Here is a 16,890-nt window from a genome sequence, read left to right on the forward strand (position 1 = left end):
AAGGTGCCGCGTATTATGGCGTATCGTCCGCCAGCGCCAGGTCGATGGCGCGGGCCAGCGCGTCCGCCGCAAAGGCCAGCTCATCGGCCGTGCTGAGGTAAGGCGGCGCCAGCAGCACGTGGTCGCCAAGCTTGCCGTCTATGGTTCCTCCGCCCGGATAGCACAGCAGGCCCAGTTCGCGCGCCTGAGTCTTGATGCGCGCATGCAGGCGGCGCTGCGGCGCGAATGCGCGCAGGCTGCCGGGATCCTCGGCCAGCTCCACGCTCCAGAACATGCCGCGGCCGCGGATGTCGGCGACGTGCGGATGCCTTTCCAGGCGCGCCGCCAGCATGGCGCCGAACTGCGCGCCCATATCCGCCACGCGCGCCACCAGCTTGTCGCGCAGCACGATGCGCTGCACCGCCAGCGCCGCGGCGCAGGCCACCGGATGGCCGACATAGGTGTAGCCGTGCTGGAACGCGCCCGAGCCCGCGTTGATGGCGCCGATGACGCGGTCGTGCGCCAGCACGGCGCCGATGGGCACATAACCGCCGCCCAAACCCTTGGCCAGCGTCAGCAGGTCAGGCGTTACGCCTTCCTGTTCGAAGGCGTGATAGCTGCCGGTGCGGCCCAGCCCGCACATGACCTCGTCCAGGATCAGCAGCACGCCATGGCGGTCGCATACCTGGCGGATCTTGCGGAAGTAGCCCGGTACCGGCGCGACCGTCCCCGCAGTGGCGCCGACCACGGTTTCCGCGATGAATGCGGACACGGTATCCGGACCCAACCGCAAGATCTCTGCGTCCAGTTCCGCCGCCAGGCGGTCGGTGTATTGCTCGTCGCTTTCTCCGGCTTCGCGGTAGTGCAGGGCAAAGCAGGGCGAGACGTGGTGGCTTTCGATCAGTACGGGCTGATACAGCGCGCGGCGTCCAGCGTTGCCGCCTACCGACAAGGCCGCCAGCGTGTTGCCGTGATAGCTCTGACGTCGGGCGATGTAGCGATAGCGCCCGGGCTCGCCGCGCTCGACGTGGTACTGGCGCGCCATCTTCAAGGCGGTCTCGACGGCTTCCGAACCGCCCGAAACGAAGTAGGCATTGCCCAGGCCCGCCGGGCTGTTGGCCGCCAGCAGTTCGGCCAGTTCTTCGGCGGCCGGGGTGGTGAAGAAGCTGGTGTGCGCGTACTCCAGCGCATCCAGCTGCGCGGCAGCCGCGGCGCGCACTTCGGGGTGCGCGTGTCCCAGGCACGAGACCGCCGCGCCGCCGGAGGCGTCGAAGTAGCGCCGGCCTTCCTGGTCGACGATGAAGCTGCCTTCGCCCTTGATGGCGACGGGCAGGGGGCTGGAGTTGCGATGGATGATGCGGCTCATGGCGTCGTGCGTGGTGTGGTTGGCAAAATAAAACACATGGTATATTTGTTGTGAAAATAAACCAAACGGTTTTATTGTTGCGTAGGCCGTTGCATCGTCATCATTCGCTCAAGGGGGCGTCATGAAGTTTTCCCATCTGTTGCGTCGTTGGACTTTCGGGATTGCGGCGGCTGCCGCGTTGGGCGCGGCCGGGCAGGCCAGCGCCGCGTGGCCGGAGCAGCCGGTGCGTCTGGTGGTGCCGTTTGCCGCCGGCGGCACGACCGACTTGCTGGGCCGCCTGATGGCCGAGGGCCTGGGCGCCGAACTCGGCCAGTCCGTGGTGGTGGTCAACAAGGCCGGCGCGGGCGGCAGCCTGGGCGCATCCGAGGTGGCGCACGCACAGCCGGACGGCTACACCTTGCTGCTGGGCACGCCTGGCACGCAGATCATCAACGCCTACGTCTACAAGAAGATCGGCTATGACCCGGTCAAGGATTTCGCGCCGGTCGCCTACGTGGCGCAGGTGCCCAACGTGGTGTTGACGCATCCCGGCTCCGGCCTGAAGAACATGGACGATCTGCTGCGCACCGCGCGCGCCGAGCCCGGCCGCTTGAACTGGGGTTCGCCCGGCGTGGGCAGTTCTGGCCATCTGGCGCTGGAGATGATCAAGCGCATGGGCAAGGTGGACATCCGCCACGTGCCGTACAAGGGCGCGAGCCAGGCCAACAATGACCTGCTGGGTGGGCAGATCGATCTGTCGGCCGACAACCTGCCCACCGCCTTGCCGCTGATCAAGGCAGGCAAGCTGGTGGCCCTGGGCGTGACCTCGGCCCAGCCGGTTGCCGCAGCGCCGGGCGTGGCCGCCATCGCGCAGTCCGTGCCGGGCTTCGAGCTGACTTCGTGGTTCGTGCTGATGGCGCCCGCCGGCACGCCGCAGCCGGTCGTCGACAAGCTCAACGCCGCCGCCCAGCGGGTGCTGCAATCGCCCGCCACGCGCGAACGGCTCGAGGCGCTGGCCGCGCAGCCCGTGGGCGGCACGCCGCAAGCGCTGGGGCAGCATCTGCAGACGGAGCGCGAGAAGTACCGCGTCCTGATCGAAGGCACCGATATCCGTCCGGAATAAAGGGGGAAACGCATGGGCAAGGGCACGAAGAAACGGCTGGCGGTGGCGCGCTTCTGGTACGAAGGCAACGCCTTCTGCCCGGCGCCTTGCACCATGGCGGATTTCGAGCGGCGCGAGTGGCGCAAGGGCGGCGACGCCCTGGCGGCCGCCGCTGGCACGGCCACCGAACTGGGCGAAGTGGCCGAGTTCGTCCGCGCGCATCCGGACTGGGAGGTGGTTGCCTTGCGCTGCGCGTCCGCCCTGCCTGGCGGGCCGATAGACGACGCCGTGCACCGCGCCTTTACCGAAGAGGTGCTGGCCGGACTGGCCGCGGACGAGGATGGCTGGGATGCCGTCTACCTGTCGCTGCATGGCGCCGCCATCACCGACCTGCGCCAGACGCCCGATCTGGATTTCGTGCGGGCCGTGCGGGCCTTGCTGCCCGAAGTGCCTCTGGGCGCGAGCTTCGACTTGCACGCCAACCTGGCCCCTGAGCTGGGCGGCCTGCTGGATTGCGCCAGCGGCTACAAGACCTACCCCCACATAGACATGCGCGAAGCGGCTGGGCGGGTGCTCGGCATGCTGTTGCGCACGCAGGCCGGCATGCTGTCGCCGCGCGTGCTGGTGGCCAAGCCGGATTTGCTGTTGTCCAGCTTCAATATGCGCACCGATGCCGGACCCATGCGCGAATTGCAGGATCTGGCCGCAGTCCAGGTGGGCGAGGGCGTGGTGGAAGTCTCGGTGTTCGGCGGCTTTCCGTATGCCGATACCGTCGATACCGGCGCATCGGTGCTGGTGGTGGCCGACATGGCGCGCGATGCCGCAGGCGCGCGGGCGCAGGCCGTGACCGAGACCATGACGGCGGCGATGCGGCGTCTGGCGCCCGCGTTTGCGGTCAGCTTGCCGACACCGCAAGAAGGGCTGGCATTGGCCATGGAAGCGGCGCGCGCGGGCGGCTTGGTGGCTGTCACAGACCCGGGGGACAGCCCCTTGTCGGGCGGCGCATGCGACACGCCCGCGCTGTTCCGCGCCTTGCTGGATGCGTCGATCGACCTGCCTTGCGTGTTCGCCAGCTTCGCGGATCCGCAGGCGGTACGGCGCGCTTACGAAGCGGGTTTGGGCGGCGCTTGCGAACTGGACCTGGGCGGCCGCGTGAGCCGCGATTTCGGCGCGCCGGTGCGTGCGGCGTTCCGGGTCGAACGCTATACCGATGGCGAATTCCGCAATGCCGGCCCGATGGAAACGGGCGTGCGCACGAGCTGCGGACGCACCGCGCTGCTGTCGCTGCGCGACAGGCCCAACGTGCAGGTCATCATCACCGAGCTGGTGGCGCCAGCCAACGATCCGGGCTTCTTCACCTTGCATGGCATCGACCTCGGTCATGTGCGCTTGCTGTGCGTGAAGGCCAAGAACCACTTCCGCGCGGCTTTCCTGCCGCTGTGCGCCGCGATCATCGACGTCGACGCGCCCGGCCCCGCGGCGCTGGACCTGCGGCTGCTGCCGTTCCGGCATGCGCGCAGGGCGCAGTGACCCGCCCGCGAGACTTGGGGAACTAGCGGCGCGGACCCGCGCATCTTGGTGTTGACCCTGCGTTACACGGCAAGGGCCTTGCGCTATATTGCGACCCTTGTCCCGCAGGCCCGCCGGGCGGTGTCCGCGCTGTCGTATCCCTCTTCCGGAAGTCGTTTACATGCCCCAGACACTTGAAGTCATCGCCACCCTCCTGTTCGCCGTGGCGGTTCTTCATACCTTCTCGGTTCCGTTCTTCGCGCGGCTCGCGCATCGTGGCGGACCGCATGCGGGCATCTGGCATCTGTTCTCCGAAGTCGAGGCTGTGTTCGGCGTCTGGGCCTTCGTGCTGATCGTGGCGATGGCGGCGCTGGCGGGTCCCTCGCATGCCATCGAGTACATGGACACGCGCAACTTCACCGAGCCGCTGTTCGTCTTCGTGATCATGGTGGTGGCGGCCAGCCGGCCAATTCTGGAGCTGGTGGGCATGCTGGTGCGGCTGGTGGCGCGCGTGCTGCCGCTGCCGCGCGAACTCGCCACGTTTTTTGTCGTGATGTCGCTGGTGCCGCTGGGCGGCTCCTTCATCACCGAACCCGCCGCGATGACGCTGGCCGCCATCCTGTTGCGCGACGCCTATTTCCGCAGCAGCGGGCGCGCGGGCTTCAAGTACCTTACGCTGGGCGTGCTGTTCGTCAACGTCTCCATCGGCGGCGTGCTGACTTCGTATGCCGCGCCGCCCGTGCTGATGGTGGCTTCCACCTTCGGCTGGGACTCGAGCTTCATGGCGCAGCATTTCGGCTGGCGCGCCGCGATCGCCGTCTGCCTGAATGCGGCGCTGTTGACCTTCATCTGCCGCAAGGCGCTGCTGGAGCGCTCGGTGGGCACGGGCGGCGGCGTGGACGCGCCCGAAGGCGGCGATGCGCGCGGGCCGGTGCCGCTGCTGGTCATGCTGGTGCACCTGGTCTTCCTGGTCGCCGTGGTGCTCAGCGCGCATCATCCGGCCATCTTCCTGGGTCTGTTGATGATGTTCATTGGCTTTGCCGAAGCCTACAAGCGCCACCAGAGCCGCCTGATGATCAAGGAAGGCCTGATGGTCGGCTTCTTCCTGGCCGGGCTGGTGGTGCTGGGCGGCCTGCAGAAGTGGTGGCTGCAGGACCTGCTGGGCGGGCTTGAACCTTTCGTGCTGTTCTGGGGCGCGACCGCGCTCACCGCCATCACCGACAACGCCGCGCTGACCTACCTGGGTTCGCTGGTCGAAGGCACCAGCGAGGCCTGGCGCTACATGCTGGTGGCCGGCGCCGTCACGGGCGGCGGGCTGACCGTGATCGCCAATGCGCCCAACCCGGCCGGTTTCGCCATCCTGAAGAACCACTTCCCGGACGGCAGCATTTCATCGGGGCGGCTGTTCCTGTCGGCCCTGGCGCCAACCCTGGTGGCGGCGGTCATGTTCCTGCTTCCCGTATAGGGAGACGGGCCCCGGGAGGCCCCTGAGGCACCGCTCAAGGCGGGCCGCCGGGGCCGGACACCGGCCGTTCACGAAAAACCGCTAAAATTCAAGACTTTCCCGTATTTTTTCCGGCCTCGCCCACCCGCCGCTTCCGTTCGGACCAGGTCTTGCGACCCGATCCGGCCCCGGACATTGCGTCCGGCGACAGCGGCTCTTGATACGCCGGGCCCGCGCCTGGGAGCCCTAGATGCCCATTTACGCTTACAAGTGCAGCGCCTGCGGCCATGCCAAAGACGTCTTGCAGAAGATTTCCGATGCGCCGCTTTCGGTTTGCCCCGAATGCGGCGAAAGCACGTTCTCCAAGCAGGTGACCGCGGCTGGGTTCCAGCTCAAGGGCTCCGGCTGGTATGTCACGGACTTCCGCGGCAACGGCAGCGGCGGTTCGGCCTCGGCCAGCACGACGGCCCCGGCCGAAAGCGCCGCGCCTGCTGCCGCACCTGCCGCCGCGCCCGCAGCCCCGGCCGCTCCTGCGGCGCCCGCTGCCGGTAGCACCGCCTCCTAGAGCACACGCGATGCGTATGCGCGTCATCAAGAAGTACTTCATCACCGGCCTGCTGATCTGGGTTCCCCTGGTCATCACTGTGTGGGTGCTGGGCTTGCTGGTCGCGACCCTGGAAGGGTTCGTGCCTGGCTTCCTGTCGTCCGAATCGCTGTTCGGCGTCGACATTCCCGGCTTCCGCTTCGTCCTGGTCGTGGTGGTGGTGCTGCTGACGGGCATATTCGCGGCCAACCTGATCGGCCGTACCATGGTGGACCAGTGGGAAAACCTGCTGGGCCGCATACCGCTGGTGCGTTCGATCTACAACTCGGTCAAGCAGGTCAGCGATACCGTGCTTGCCCCCAACGGTCAGGCGTTCCGCCGCGCGGTGCTGGTGCAGTATCCGCGCGCCGGCAGCTGGACCATTGCTTTCGTTACCGGCACGCCCAGCGGCGAAGTGGCCGACCGGCTTCCCGGCGATCACATCAGCGTGTACGTGCCGACCACGCCGAATCCCACGTCCGGCTTCTTCCTGATGGTTCCGCGCGCTGACGCCATGGATCTTCAGATGAGCGTGGACGCGGCCCTGAAGTACATCGTTTCCATGGGCGTGGTCGCCCCGGTCCAGGCGGCGACGCCCGCGGACCGGCCGGCCGCGCCCGTCCCGGCTCCCGGCGTGCAAGACACGCCTCGCGCCGATTCGTAACCCTTACGCTATAACCAAGCACATAAACGGAGTCCCCCGCATGCGTACCTGCTACACCGGCCAGGTTTGCCGTGACCATCTCGGCCAGACCGTCACCCTGTACGGCTGGGTGAACCGCCGCCGCGACCACGGCGGGGTCATCTTCATCGACCTGCGCGACCGCGCGGGCCTGGCGCAGATCGTGTTCGATCCGGACAACGCCGCCTTCGCCACCGCGGAGCGCCTGCGCAACGAATTCTGCATCCGCGTCACCGGCCTGGTGCGCGAGCGTCCGGCGGGTACCGCCAACGCCGAGCTGGCTTCGGGTGAAATCGAAGTGCTCTGCAAGGAAGTCGAGATCCTGAACGCGTCGGTCACGCCGCCGTTCCAGCTGGACGACGACAACCTCTCGGAAACGACGCGCCTCACGCACCGCGTGCTGGACCTGCGCCGTCCGCAGATGCAGCGCAACCTGATGCTGCGCTACCGCGTGTCCATCGAAGTGCGCAAGTTCCTGGACCAGCTGGGCTTCATCGACATCGAAACCCCGATGCTGACCAAGAGCACGCCCGAAGGCGCGCGCGACTACCTGGTGCCTTCGCGCGTCAACGCCGGCCACTTCTTCGCGCTGCCGCAATCGCCGCAGCTGTTCAAGCAGATGCTGATGGTGTCCGGTTTCGACCGCTACTACCAGATCACCAAGTGCTTCCGCGACGAAGACCTGCGCGCCGACCGCCAGCCCGAATTCACCCAGATCGACTGCGAAACCTCGTTCCTGAACGAGTTCGAGATCCGTGAAATCTTCGAAAACATGATCCGCCACGTGTTCAAGGTGGTGCAGGACGTCGATCTGCCGACGCCGTTCCCGATCATGACCTGGACCGAAGCCATGCGCCGCTACGGCTCGGACAAGCCGGACCTGCGCGTGAACCTCGAATTCACCGACATGACCGACGTCATGCGCGACGTGGACTTCAAGGTGTTCGCCGCCGCCGCCACGGCGCCCGGCAGCCGCGTGGTCGCCTTGCGCGTGCCCGGCGGCGCCGAGATGTCGCGCAGCGAGATCGACGGCTACACCCAGTTCGTCGGCATCTACGGCGCCAAGGGCCTGGCCTACATCAAGGTCAACGAAGTGGCCAAGGGCCGCGACGGCCTGCAATCGCCCATCGTCAAGAACCTGCATGACGCTGCCCTGGCCGAACTGGTCAAGCGCACCGGCGCGCAGGATGGCGACATCATTTTCTTCGGCGCTGACCGTGAAAAGGTCGTCAACGACGCCATCGGCGCGCTGCGCGTGAAGATTGGCCACAGCGAATTCGGCAAGAAGACCGGCCTGTCCACCGCCGGCTGGAAGCCGCTGTGGGTCGTCGACTTCCCGATGTTCGAATACGACGAGGAAGACGGCCGCTACACCGCCGCCCATCACCCCTTCACCAGCCCGAAGGATGGCCACGAGGACTTCCTGGAATCCGATCCCAGCAAGGCTTTCGCCAAGGCCTACGACATGGTGCTGAACGGTTGGGAAATCGGCGGCGGCTCGGTCCGTATCCACCGCGAGGAAGTGCAGAGCAAGGTGTTCCGCGCACTCAAGATCGGCGCCGAGGAAGCCCGCGAGAAGTTCGGCTTCCTGCTGGACGCGCTGCAATACGGCGCGCCTCCGCACGGCGGCATCGCCTTCGGCCTGGACCGCATCGTCACGATGATGACCGGCGCCGAATCGATCCGCGACGTGATCGCTTTCCCGAAGACCCAGCGCGCCCAGTGTCTGCTGACGCAAGCGCCGTCCGAGGTCGACGAGAAGCAGCTGCGCGAACTGCACATCCGTCTGCGCAACGTAGAAGGGAAGTGACCCCCCCCGAAGCGCCGTAGGCGCTTCCCCCCCAGGGGGGGCGCCGCTACGGACCGGCGGAGCCCGGATCCGTGCGGCCCCGATTGTGGGGCGCTGTTTGCTAGCAGCGCTCCTGCCTCGAATGAGCAGGAGCCGTTGCTTGCATGGACCGGGTGCTCGCCACGACGGTGGGAACGGTCTTCTGAATTGGAGTAATCTGGCAAACGCCGCCTGATCTGGCGGTGCTGGCCGGGCTTTTTTTGCGGCCGGCGGTTTCCCAGTTTTGAAAGGCGCCATTCTCCATGTCGCTCATCCGCGTCGTCAGCTACAACATACACAAGGGCCGCTCGGCATTGGGCCGTCGCGACTCCCTGAACGAATTGCGTCTGGGCCTTTATGGCCTGCGTCCGGATCTGGTCTTCCTGCAGGAAGTCCAGGGCCGCAATGAGCAGAAATCCCTGCTCGACGCCCAGCACGAATCGCTTGCCGCCGCCTTGCGGCTGGATGTGGCCTACGGCCGCAATGCCATCCGCAGCGAGACGGACCATGGCAATGCGCTGTTGTCGCGTTTCCCCATCCTCGAGCACGAAAACCAGGACATCTCCGACCATCGGCTGGAGCAGCGCGGGCTGTTGCATGCGCGCATCGAGCTCGACGGGCGCGCGGTGCATTGTTTCGTGGTGCATCTCGGCCTGTTCGCAGGCAGCCGCAGCCGCCAGATCCTGGCGCTGACCGAGCGCATCCGCCGCATGGTGCCGGATGGCGAACCCATCCTGATCGCGGGCGATTTCAATGACTGGGGCGATCGCCTGGCGCCCCTGTTCGTGCAGCAGCTGGGCCTGTACGAAGTGTTCTCGCATGCCCCGCGCAGCCATGGCGGCGAATTGCCGCGCCTGCGCGACTCCGTGAAGCGCCTGAGCAATGCGCTGCGCGGGCTGCCCAATAGCGGCGTATCCGTCATGGAACGCACCAATCAGCTCGGCATGGATGGCAATTCACGCCTGCTGCTGCCGCCGCCGCGCACCTTCCCCGCGGTGTTTCCCTGGTTCCGCCTGGATCGCATCTACCAGCGCGGCTTTGCCGTGCGCAGCGCCCGCGTGCTGCGCGGCCGCGAATGGGCCAGGCTTTCCGATCATTCTCCCTTGCTGGCCGAGCTGGAACTGCCGTGAGGGCAGAGCAGTCCAAGCTGGACTGGACGCTGGGCAACGACATCCAGTTGCTCCAGAACGGTTCCGACTTCTTTCCCGCGCTGTGCGCGGCCATCGACGCCGCCCAGGTCAGCGTGCACCTGGAAACCTACATCTTCACGCCGGACCGCACCGGCTCCCAGGTGCTGGACTGCCTGGAGGCGGCTGTCCGGCGCGGGGTCAAGGTGCGCGTCGTGCTCGACGGCTTCGGCAGCGCCGAGTTCGTCGACCCCGTGCGCACGCGGCTGACCAATGCCGGCGCGCAATGCCGCATCTTCCGCCCCGAGCCGCGCTGGTTCGCGCGCTATATCCCGTCGCGCAGCCGCCTGCGGCGCCTGCATCGCAAGGTCACTGTGGTGGATGGACGTGTCGCCTTCATCGGCGGCATCAACATCCTGGATGACTACGACGACCGGGATCCGACAGACGGGCTCACCGGCCCCCGCTTCGATTTTGCGGTGCAGGTGCAGGGGCCGCTGGTAACCGAAGCCGCCTACGCCCAGGAACTGCTATGGGTGCGGCTGAACTGGGCGCGCCTGCGCCGCCATCCGCGCGACTGGAACCGCATGCGGCTGCTCAAGCCGCGCCACGCCTCCGTCGCGCCCTGTGGCAACCTGCGCGCGGCGCTGGTGCTGCGCGACAACCTGCGCTTTCGCCAGACCTTCGAGCGCGCCTACCTGTACGGCATCGCGCATGCGCGCCGCGACATCCTGATCGCCAACGCCTATTTCTTTCCCGGCCGCCAGTTCCGGCGCGCACTGGCCAAGGCCGCCGCGCGCGGGGTGCGCGTGCGCCTCTTGCTGCAGGGCAAGGTCGAGTACCGCATGCAATACCATGCCACGCGCTCGCTGTACGACCAGCTGCTGCGCGATGGCATCGAGATCTACGAATACATGCCGAGCTACCTGCACGCCAAGGTAGCGGTCATCGACAACGTGGCGACGGTGGGCTCGTCCAACCTGGATCCCTTCAGCCTGTTGCTGGCGCGCGAAGCCAACGTGGTGGTGGACGACCAGCCCTTCTCCTGGGACCTGCAGGAACGGCTGGAGACGGCCATCCGGGAAGGCGGGCGCTTCATCCGGCCGCTCGAGTACCAGCGCCGCGGATGGTTGCGGCGCTGGGTCGACGCGGTGTCCTATACGTTGCTGCGTATCGGGGTGGCGCTGACGGGAACCTCGGACAAGTACTGAGCGCGGGCGCTCAGGCGCGCCGCTTCAGCAGTCCCAGCGCCAGCGCGGTGCCGACCAGGATGATGGCCGCGCCTGCGGCGATCGACGGCGTGATGCTCTCGTCCAGGAGCCACGACCCCCACAGCACGCCGAAGATCGGCACCAGGAACGTGACGCTCACGGCGCCGGTGGGGCCGACATTGGCGATCAGGCGGAAGAAGATGATGTACGCCGCGCCCGTGCACACCACCGCCAGCAGGATGGTGGCGATCCAGGCCTGCATGGACGCGGGCGATTCGGGCCAGTGGGTAAGCGCCAGGGGCAGCAGCACCAGCGTCGCGCCTATCATGCTGCCGGTGGCGTTGGCCAGGGCATCCACGCCGGTCAGGAAGCGCTTGGTCCAGTTGGCGGCGATGCCGTAGAACACCGGCGCGGACACTGCCGCCAGGACCGCCGGCCCCGTGCCGCCGTCGCTGAAATTCAGCTTGTCCCACACCAGCACCACGATGCCGACTACGCCTATCATCAGCCCCAGGCAGCGGGTCCAGGGCAGCTTGTCCTTGAGCCACAGCCAGCCGATGACCGCGCCCCACACTGGCGTCACGGCATTGGCCACCGACAGGAAGCCGGCGCCCAGCGATTGGGCGGCATAGGCAAACAACAGGAAAGGCACGGCCGCGTTCAGCACGCCCACCATCAACAAGGCTTTCCAGTGCCGGGCGATGACTGGCAGCTTGCCGCGCCACAGCGCGGCGGGCAGCAGGACCAGCGCGGCCAGGCCCACGCGCAGCTCGATCAGCGCGATCGGCCCGAATTCCGGGACCGCCAGGCGCATGAACAGAAAGGAGCCGCCCCAGACTGCGGCCAGGAGCAGCAGATCCAGCAAGTTGCGTTGACGCATTTTCAGTCCCGCGTGGGGCTCATTTGCGGTTTGTAGCCAGGTTCTTCATCTTGACCCGGTAGGTCAGCAAGGCGCAGGTCAGCGACAGGACAATACACAGCACCAGGCCCGCGCGCACTCCGTTTAGTACCGTGCTGTGGGAAATGATGATGCCGACGACAGCCGTCCCCAGCGCGCTGCCTATCGCGCGCGTGGTCTGCACCAGGGCCGATGCCACGCCCACGTCGCGCCGTTCGCTCAGCATCTGCATGAACAGGGTCAGATTCGGCAGCAGAAAGCCCAGCGCGCAGCCGTTGACGAAGAAGGCGGCCAGGATCCACCAGGCCGAGGTTCCGGGCGAGATCAACAGTACCATCAGCGAACCCGCCGCCAACAGACAGCCGCCGAACACCATCAGGCGCTGCGGTTCGGTCTGCTTGGGAAACAGGCGGCCGTTGATGATGCTGCCCACCGAAATCGCGGCAACCAGCGGCGTCAGCAGCAGCCCGGCTTCGCTGGGCGTGTAGTTCAGCACCTGCTGCAACAGCAACGGGCTGTAGAAGATCAGCACGAACATGACCGCGCCCACCATCATCGCCGCCAGGTTCAGCAGGCGTGATTCGGCTCCGCCCAGCACGCGCAGCGGGAAAATGGGGGAACTCACGCGCCGTTCCGTCGGGATCAGGATGGCGATGGCCGCCACGCCCACCACGGCCAGGGCCAGTCCCAGCATGGGGTGGGCGTGGTCGCCGCTGGCAAACGCCAATTCCAGCGCGGCCAGCGGCGCGCCCACCGCCAGCACCAGCAGGATGGCGCCCAGCCAGTCGATCTTGCGGCTGCCGTCGTGGATCGGTCGGATGCGGGGGAAATAGCGGGCCAGCAGGAAGAACGCGCCCGCGGCCGCGATCGGCGCGATGAAGAAAGCCGCGCGCCAGCCCAGCGCCTGCGTCGCCGCCCCACCCAGGACCGGGCCGATGCCGCTGGCCATGGCGAACGCCGCTGACACCAGCGCCATCCAGCGCACCCGCTGCTTGGCATCGGGGAACAGGTCAGCCGGCGCGGCGAACGCGGTCGCGATCATCATCCCGCCGCCTATGCCCTGCAGCGACCGGAAAATGATCAGTTGGGTCATGGTTTGCGACAGGCCACAGGCGATGGAACCCAGCGCCACGATCAGCACCGACAGCAACATCAGGGGCTTGCGGCCGAACATGTCGCCCAGCCGCCCGAAAATCAGGATGGACGCCGCGGTGGCCAGCAAATAGCCCGTTCCCACCCAGGCGTACAGCGCCATGCCGTTCAGCGCCTCGGCCACGCGCGGCAGCGTGGTGCTGATGATGGTGGAATCCAGCGCGGCCAGCACTACCGTCGCCGAAACCCCCGCCATGCCCATCAGCAGGTCGCGTCGTGTATGGGCGGGGGTGGTGGGGGGCGGTGATTCGGGCGGCGGCGTCATGCCGCAGAGCATATCACCCGCGCGTCAGGGATTTCACTTATAGAAGGCGTGATAACCCCAGAAGACCGCGATGACCAGCACCACCATGATCCACGACCAACGCGAATTGGACAGCCCGCGCGGCTCCGGTTCGGGGGGAGGGGGCGGCGGTGCCAGGCGAGGCTGGACGGCCATGTAGTCGATGAAGGCGGCGAAGAACTTTTCGATGATCTTCTCGCCAGCCTTCAGCACCACCCCTTCGCCGTATTCGGCCAGCTTGCCCCCCGTCATCCCGGCGACCGTGTAGGCCACCCGAGTGCCCTGGTCCTTGGTGCTGAGGTTGATCTGGGCGGTGCCGATGGCCAGACAGGCCGCGCGGCCCTTGCCTTCGAACACCAGGGTGCAACTGTCAGGCGCATTGACGTCCGAGAGCAGGATCTCGCCGTCATAGTCCGTGTCCAGGCCGGCAATCTTGGCCCGAAGCGTGACCGCATATTCCGTGTCGCTGCGCTTGTCGACAGCGATGCATCCGGGGATACATCGCTGTAAAACGGCCGGATCCGTCAGAGCGTCCCAAGTCTGGTGCTGGGTTGAAGGAATCCACTGGGCATCTGCAATGCGCATGGCTGTCTCCTTGGGAGAGTCACAGCCCTATTGTGGTCCTAGTTGCGCATTTTGACTATGGTCGCGGTGGGCGCAGGCGTTCGACTTTTCTTATTGGGTGTACGAATTTCGCTTTTTGTCGCTCAAGACCAGCAGCCATGCCAGCAACGTCACATATAGCGAGATATTGTGCATCGAGCGGAACATGAGCTCCGTCAGACCAAAAATCGCGAACCCCAATGTAAGAGCGGTCCCCATGGCGGCAGCGACGCGAACCGGCTCGGGATTTGTTGCGGTCATTCTGCGCAAGAAGATGCCGGCAGGAACAAAATACAGCAGCGCCAGCGCCAAGCCGCCCAGCAGCCCATAGCTGGCCAGCATTTGCAGCATGTCATTGTGGGGCTCGCCGAAGTCTTGCGCGACAAAGGGCGAAACGACTCCCGTGGCGACTCGCGCCTCAAGTTCTGGAACGAATCTGGCGGTACCCCCCAGGCCGAAGATGGGCTCCGCTTCGATCATTTCGCTCGTGGCCCGCCACAGCTGCAGCCGGATACAGACGGAGGTGTCCGCTGTGGCGTTGGCGCCTTGGCATGCTTGAAATTCGTTGATGCCTTGCTCAACGCGGGTGCGCAGGGCTTGATTGGTAGATCCGATGGCAACGAGGATAGCCACGCCTGCGACCAACAGGCCGAACGCGCGGAAAGGATGCCGCAGATGGCCGAACAACCACATCGCAACGAACAGGAACAGGGGGATCGCCATCCAGCCGGTGCGCGTCTGGGTGAGCACGAAGCCCGCGAAAACGACGATGACGGTCAGTGCTTTGACTGACTTTTCAAGTCGCGGGTGCTTTGTCAGTTGCCATCCCATGCTGCAAAAGGTGATGAAGAGCCAGAGCAGCATCAGATTGCTGTAGGTGACCGCGTTGTACTGGGGCGTATCAGGACGATTCCAGGCGGGAAAGACCAGCCAGAAAACGATACAGGCCGAAGCCCACCCGGCAATCAATATGCCCCAGGACGCATTCCGGAGCGTCACCGGGTTGATGCTAAGCAGCGCGCCCAGGATGATGGGGAAGCCAAGGCTGATGCGCAGACCTCGTTCCAGGGAAGGGCCGTGGGTGATGCCATGCGCATATTGGCTGAGTCCAATTGCACAGAAAGAGACGAGCAGGGCCGCGATGACCCACGTGTAGTCTTTTAGGTCGCGCCAGGTCGCCTGCCATCCTCCTTCCCGGGTGAAGCACCGAACCAGGCACAGGGAAAAAATTAGGTAGAACAGCGCGCTACCGCCGCCGACCGTCATGGTGGCGATAGGCAAGACCCCAAGCAGGGTGACAAGGAGGGAAGGCAGAATGGCCATGGCTGGAGGCGAAGATAGGGGTACCAGAGGCCGAACGCCGGCGTAGGGGGGGCGTTCACCACTAATCGATTTCTATAATTACGGGTGAGGATTCGATAAATTAAATCGAACGCAAAAAAGGGATGCACAACGGGACATTGTATCGTCGTATCCCTGTCACCCGCAGTTCGTGCGCCTTGCTGTGCTGCTGGGCCCAGATCGAGGCCCTATGTCGGGTCGAAAGATCGTGGGGCGCCCGTGGGCACCTCGACGCGCGCTGTCGAAGCGGGAGGGCGGCAAGTCGATGCCGGCGTCTGGGCTGCGGGGAGGGGACGTGACCTATGCACTCAGATCGACGGTAAGGTTCGCCGTTTCCATCAGTCGGAGCTCATCGAGAACGTACGACGCATCCTGAAAGGCTGTGACGCAGGCACGCTATTCAGGAGTTTGCGACAGATTCGCCCGTACAGCAGGGTCCATAGGCAGCATGCTTGTGAGAATATGTCCAGTTGCTCGAATGAATGCCTGGATCCCTTCCAGGTCCAGGCGGCCCACGCATCAAGTCGTATCGAAGATGTGCGAGTTTGGCTACTGGCAGAATTCAGGTGGAGGTCTCTTTATATTATTTTGCAAACCCTGGTTCCATTCTTTTCCAGAACGATCCAATTCGTTTGCATGTTTTATCTCCGTCTGACGCTACAATCGCGGAAGCTCCCTTCTGGTTACCTTCTCAATGCTGTACGTCCTTGTAGCGTTCTTGGTTTCGCTTATATCAACCTTGTTGATTGTGCGCTACCGCTCTTGGCATGATGGCCTAACGGCTGATCATGATATCGAGGGTGTGCAGAAGTATCATTCGGTTCCTGTTCCCCGAATCGGCGGATTGTCGCTGTTGATGGCCAGCGGAGTTACATGCGCCGTGGTCGCAATTCGCGAGCCCGAAGTGCTTCCTGGCCTGGTGGTATTGCTGGCGGCGTCCATGCCCGCCTTCCTGGGCGGGTTTGTCGAAGATCTGACCAAACAAGTCAGGGTTTTAGTCCGGCTTGGTTTGGCGATGTTTTCCGGGGTGGTCGCCTATTATTTTTTGGGTGCGGCAATAACCCGGGTAGATATTATCGGAATTGATTGGTTGTTGCAGTTTTCCGTGGTGTCGCTTATTTTCACTGCTGTGGCTATCGGCGGTGCCGCCAACGCGATAAATATAATTGACGGATATAACGGTTTGGCGGCGGAGGTGTCGGCAATGATACTGGCCGGGTTTGCCTACGTCTCCTTTTATCTGGGCGACCGTTTCTTGTTGATCGTGGCGTTGAGCACGCTGGGAGGCATTGTGGGATTCCTGGTATGGAATTACCCGCATGGCCACATATTTCTCGGAGACGGCGGAGCCTATTTTCTGGGCTTTATCATCGGTGAATTGTCAGTGCTGATGCTGGCACGGCATCCGGAAGTTTCAGCCTGGTTTCCGCTGCTGCTGTGTATCTACCCCGTGTTTGAGACCTTGTTTTCCATCTATCGCAAGAAGTGGTTGCGTGGTCGTTCGCCGGGAGCACCGGATGGCGTCCACTTGCATATGCTGATCTACAAGCGGCTGGTGCGCTGGGCGATCGGCTCCCGGGAAATGCGCCACCAGACACAGCGCAACGCCATGACCTCTCCCTATTTGTGGCTGCTGTCGTCGCTTGCCGTGATACCCGCCGTATTGTTTTGGCAGGAGCCCTATCTGCTGATGTTCTTTACGGCGGTGTTCTCGACGACATATGTGGTGCTTTACCGTCGGCTGGTCTTGTTTCGCATGCCCAAATGGATGATCTTGAAAAAAAAGAAGGGGCACTGACTTGG

At 65.0% G+C, this 16,890-nt stretch carries 14 protein-coding genes; 9 read left to right on the top strand and 5 right to left on the bottom strand.

What is annotated here, in order from left to right; translation table 11 throughout:
- Nucleotides 1–13 precede the first annotated feature (13 nt).
- Nucleotides 14–1,345: an aspartate aminotransferase family protein gene (locus ACZ5YA_RS23340; protein WP_464091287.1), complete on the bottom strand. Its 1,332-nt coding sequence runs from the start codon at nucleotides 1,343–1,345 to the stop codon at nucleotides 14–16.
- A gap of 121 nt (nucleotides 1,346–1,466) precedes the next feature.
- Between ACZ5YA_RS23340 and ACZ5YA_RS23345 the strand changes: the two genes are divergently transcribed.
- From ACZ5YA_RS23345 to clsB, 8 genes are all read left to right on the top strand, one after another.
- A complete protein-coding gene (locus ACZ5YA_RS23345) occupies nucleotides 1,467–2,447 on the top strand; it encodes a Bug family tripartite tricarboxylate transporter substrate binding protein (RefSeq protein ID WP_118934586.1) in 981 nt (326 codons plus the stop codon).
- Between the two features lie 12 nt (nucleotides 2,448–2,459).
- Nucleotides 2,460–3,956 carry a M81 family metallopeptidase gene (locus ACZ5YA_RS23350; protein ID WP_464091288.1) on the top strand — a complete coding sequence of 499 codons (1,497 nt, stop codon included), beginning with the start codon at nucleotides 2,460–2,462 and terminating at the stop codon, nucleotides 3,954–3,956.
- A gap of 160 nt (nucleotides 3,957–4,116) precedes the next feature.
- Nucleotides 4,117–5,400, top strand: a complete 1,284-nt coding sequence (locus tag ACZ5YA_RS23355; protein ID WP_059374054.1) for a putative Na+/H+ antiporter — start codon at nucleotides 4,117–4,119, stop codon at nucleotides 5,398–5,400.
- 229 nt (nucleotides 5,401–5,629) lie between these two features.
- On the top strand, nucleotides 5,630–5,944 hold the full coding sequence (locus tag ACZ5YA_RS23360; RefSeq protein WP_059374055.1) for an FmdB family zinc ribbon protein: 315 nt from the start codon (nucleotides 5,630–5,632) through the stop codon (nucleotides 5,942–5,944).
- A 16-nt stretch (nucleotides 5,945–5,960) separates the two neighbouring features.
- Nucleotides 5,961–6,626, top strand: a complete 666-nt coding sequence (locus ACZ5YA_RS23365) for a DUF502 domain-containing protein (RefSeq protein ID WP_059374056.1) — start codon at nucleotides 5,961–5,963, stop codon at nucleotides 6,624–6,626.
- A 40-nt stretch (nucleotides 6,627–6,666) separates the two neighbouring features.
- Complete coding sequence (gene aspS / locus ACZ5YA_RS23370; protein ID WP_059374057.1) at nucleotides 6,667–8,454, top strand: aspartate--tRNA ligase; 1,788 nt, start codon at nucleotides 6,667–6,669, stop codon at nucleotides 8,452–8,454.
- 281 nt (nucleotides 8,455–8,735) lie between these two features.
- Nucleotides 8,736–9,602: an endonuclease/exonuclease/phosphatase family protein gene (locus ACZ5YA_RS23375; protein WP_059374058.1), complete on the top strand. Its 867-nt coding sequence runs from the start codon at nucleotides 8,736–8,738 to the stop codon at nucleotides 9,600–9,602.
- Complete coding sequence (gene clsB / locus ACZ5YA_RS23380; RefSeq protein WP_059374059.1) at nucleotides 9,599–10,810, top strand: cardiolipin synthase ClsB; 1,212 nt, start codon at nucleotides 9,599–9,601, stop codon at nucleotides 10,808–10,810. Before ACZ5YA_RS23375 ends, clsB begins: the two co-directional genes overlap by 4 nt.
- A 10-nt stretch (nucleotides 10,811–10,820) precedes the next feature.
- Here clsB and ACZ5YA_RS23385 read toward each other — a convergent pair whose 3' ends face one another.
- The 4 genes from ACZ5YA_RS23385 to ACZ5YA_RS23400 form a co-directional block, all read right to left on the bottom strand.
- Nucleotides 10,821–11,690, bottom strand: coding sequence for a DMT family transporter (locus tag ACZ5YA_RS23385; protein ID WP_059374060.1), 870 nt, complete (start codon nucleotides 11,688–11,690; stop codon nucleotides 10,821–10,823).
- 19 nt (nucleotides 11,691–11,709) lie between these two features.
- Nucleotides 11,710–13,062 (bottom strand): MFS transporter, encoded by a 1,353-nt coding sequence (locus tag ACZ5YA_RS23390; protein WP_464092871.1) that lies wholly within the window; start codon nucleotides 13,060–13,062, stop codon nucleotides 11,710–11,712.
- Between the two features lie 96 nt (nucleotides 13,063–13,158).
- Nucleotides 13,159–13,728 carry an SRPBCC family protein gene (locus ACZ5YA_RS23395; RefSeq protein ID WP_059374061.1) on the bottom strand — a complete coding sequence of 190 codons (570 nt, stop codon included), beginning with the start codon at nucleotides 13,726–13,728 and terminating at the stop codon, nucleotides 13,159–13,161.
- A 90-nt stretch (nucleotides 13,729–13,818) separates the two neighbouring features.
- Nucleotides 13,819–15,069 (bottom strand): O-antigen ligase family protein, encoded by a 1,251-nt coding sequence (locus ACZ5YA_RS23400; protein WP_464091289.1) that lies wholly within the window; start codon nucleotides 15,067–15,069, stop codon nucleotides 13,819–13,821.
- Between the two features lie 712 nt (nucleotides 15,070–15,781).
- On the opposite strand from ACZ5YA_RS23400, the gene ACZ5YA_RS23405 reads away from it, so the two are divergent.
- Nucleotides 15,782–16,885: an MraY family glycosyltransferase gene (locus ACZ5YA_RS23405; RefSeq protein ID WP_464091290.1), complete on the top strand. Its 1,104-nt coding sequence runs from the start codon at nucleotides 15,782–15,784 to the stop codon at nucleotides 16,883–16,885.
- The last annotated feature ends 5 nt before the right edge of the window (nucleotides 16,886–16,890 follow it).

Source organism: Achromobacter sp. JCM 18799, from assembly GCF_055395645.1.

Excerpts from the sequence above, each read along its gene's own strand:
- ACZ5YA_RS23340 (WP_464091287.1), bottom strand. The coding sequence starts at position 1,345 with ATGAGCCGCATCATCCATCGCAACTCCAGCCCCCTGCCCGTCGCCATC.
- ACZ5YA_RS23345 (WP_118934586.1), top strand. The coding sequence starts at position 1,467 with ATGAAGTTTTCCCATCTGTTGCGTCGTTGGACTTTCGGGATTGCGGCG.
- ACZ5YA_RS23350 (WP_464091288.1), top strand. The coding sequence starts at position 2,460 with ATGGGCAAGGGCACGAAGAAACGGCTGGCGGTGGCGCGCTTCTGGTAC.
- ACZ5YA_RS23355 (WP_059374054.1), top strand. The coding sequence starts at position 4,117 with ATGCCCCAGACACTTGAAGTCATCGCCACCCTCCTGTTCGCCGTGGCG.
- ACZ5YA_RS23360 (WP_059374055.1), top strand. The coding sequence starts at position 5,630 with ATGCCCATTTACGCTTACAAGTGCAGCGCCTGCGGCCATGCCAAAGAC.
- ACZ5YA_RS23365 (WP_059374056.1), top strand. The coding sequence starts at position 5,961 with ATGCGCGTCATCAAGAAGTACTTCATCACCGGCCTGCTGATCTGGGTT.
- aspS (WP_059374057.1), top strand. The coding sequence starts at position 6,667 with ATGCGTACCTGCTACACCGGCCAGGTTTGCCGTGACCATCTCGGCCAG.
- ACZ5YA_RS23375 (WP_059374058.1), top strand. The coding sequence starts at position 8,736 with ATGTCGCTCATCCGCGTCGTCAGCTACAACATACACAAGGGCCGCTCG.
- ACZ5YA_RS23385 (WP_059374060.1), bottom strand. The coding sequence starts at position 11,690 with ATGCGTCAACGCAACTTGCTGGATCTGCTGCTCCTGGCCGCAGTCTGG.
- ACZ5YA_RS23390 (WP_464092871.1), bottom strand. The coding sequence starts at position 13,062 with ATGGGCATGGCGGGGGTTTCGGCGACGGTAGTGCTGGCCGCGCTGGAT.
- ACZ5YA_RS23395 (WP_059374061.1), bottom strand. The coding sequence starts at position 13,728 with ATGCGCATTGCAGATGCCCAGTGGATTCCTTCAACCCAGCACCAGACT.
- ACZ5YA_RS23400 (WP_464091289.1), bottom strand. The coding sequence starts at position 15,069 with ATGGCCATTCTGCCTTCCCTCCTTGTCACCCTGCTTGGGGTCTTGCCT.
- ACZ5YA_RS23405 (WP_464091290.1), top strand. The coding sequence starts at position 15,782 with ATGCTGTACGTCCTTGTAGCGTTCTTGGTTTCGCTTATATCAACCTTG.